Origin of the sequence: Stenotrophomonas maltophilia group sp. RNC7, assembly GCF_030910085.1 — a bacterium.
GTDB classification, from domain to species: domain Bacteria; phylum Pseudomonadota; class Gammaproteobacteria; order Xanthomonadales; family Xanthomonadaceae; genus Stenotrophomonas; species Stenotrophomonas sepilia.
Window position 1 is genome coordinate 1 of record NZ_JAVFVN010000739.1, and the last position, 1879, is coordinate 1879.

The 1879-nt window shown below is 29.5% G+C and carries 2 protein-coding genes; one reads left to right on the forward strand and one right to left on the reverse strand.

The features are described from left to right. A partial coding sequence (locus tag RCF13_RS16365; protein WP_308141349.1) for a hypothetical protein occupies window positions 1–1288 on the reverse strand: 1288 nt, incomplete at its 3' end. Window positions 1289–1605: 317 nt separating this feature from the next. Between RCF13_RS16365 and RCF13_RS16370 the strand changes: the two genes are divergently transcribed. Then, the gene (locus RCF13_RS16370) at window positions 1606–1815 is read left to right on the forward strand and encodes a hypothetical protein (protein WP_000351252.1); all 210 of its coding nucleotides are present in this window, start codon (window positions 1606–1608) and stop codon (window positions 1813–1815) included. Window positions 1816–1879: the final 64 nt, after the last annotated feature.

The window sequence follows — 1879 nt, forward strand, 5'->3', positions numbered from 1 at the left end:
CAGCATAAATAAATCGAGTCCATTTACGGAATTTATTGCTGAATTGTTTTTCTGTTTCTTTGATTTTGGATTTTGTAATGCGAAGTTGCTTTTTTATATTTGCTGTGTCAATTAATAATGTGTTATGAAGGACGGACATACTGTTTTTCTCTTGGGTTTTCATTTCTTTTTCCTGAAAAAGCAGTTGTTGTTTTTGTTGGGTTTCTTGAACTGTTTGTTTTATTTTCTTGAAATCCGATTGAGCTTGTCTGTGAAAAGTAAACATTCCAGGGTGATATGAATGAAGTTTACTATGATGAAATTCCATTGTACGTGTAAGTAGTTTCTGAATTCGATCAATATTAATACTGGGTGTTCTAAAAGGACAAGGTTCACTTTTTTGTAAATCTAAAAATACAATTTGATGATGTAAAGAAAATAACTCTATTTGTGAAAAGCCCTGATTATGTTTTAAACGCCCGTAACATCCGATTTTTCTATTTTCTAGGCATTGTAAATCTGTTTCATTATAAATATGATAAGGTGATACTGACAAGCGAAATGGACGATCGGATTTATTTGAGCCTTGTTTAAATACAATGTTGATATAACCACCGTTATTACGAGCCTCAACTCTTTGTATTGTTCCATATACAATTGCGATTTTGTTTGGGTATTGTTTAGATGAGTCAATTGCTTCATCGGGAGATAGCAATAAATTTTCGATTTTTTTAGTTTCATTATCTTCGGTTATAACAGGTAATTCTCTCCAACTTTCCCCGTAGCGATTGTAAATGTCTTGCAGAGCACCGAATGTTTGTAGGTGTGAAGCTTTAGGTTTAATTGTTTTTCCTAAACCTTTTGTGGAAGATCTAATTTCAGTTTTTAATATTTGATTCATCCGATTTAATATGATGAGGCGGGCAGTTTGTTTTTCAGCAATTTCGATATGGTCGAAAGAATCAGATAGTTCTTTGTAATAATCTGATGGATCATTAAAATAGCAGCCTTTGAGATGATCATGATTTTTCTCTTGTGATTTGCGACGGAGTTTGAAGTGGGTTTTATTTCCGTTTTCATATATATAATGTGTTAATTTAGGTAGGGCATAATCAAAGGGTTCAGTATGATTTTCTTTTATCCATTTTTTATAGCAACCATAGCAATAAAAGCTATCTTTAATTAATTCATAATAAGGATGAGTGTCTCCATGTTTTAATCTTAATTTTTTAATATCTTCAGCGGTATCTTTTATCCAGTTAGAATCATTTTTTCGTACTGCATAGGGCATAGAACTTATAGAAGTCATATTTCAACATCCTTTTTAATAAATTTTCTTTTTTATTAACATAAGTTTTTTAATTTAGAAGAGTTAGTACATATTTTGTTTTGATTTGTAAAATTCTAATTTTTCTTTCGTTAAATTTATTATACTAGAATTATTGTGTTTCAGAAAAGAGAAATATTCACATGTATCTGCTGTTGTAGCAAAATTAGGGTTGAAAAATTGAAACGGCAAATAGGTATTGTATAGATGAATTCATTAATATTTAGTAATTAATAGATTGAATTAAAACGCTAAATTATTATAAAATGATAATATATTTCATGAGAGGAAGATAATTTGTGGACATTATTGACATTGACATATTAAAACCTATCTTTGATCAACTAGCTATGCGAGTAGCGATGATTTTATTCATTCCGCTACTGATTACATTATTAGGTGTTGCGATTTTAAATAGATGTAATGCACCTAAGGTTGTTATTTTATATGGTATGGTATCTGTATTTTTGTTTTCTGTGTATAAAATGTTTGGATTATTCTATATGTAAGTAGAGGACAATTTGTCTATGGAGTAAAATATAGGTATAAACTGTTTCCAGCTTTTAATGATAA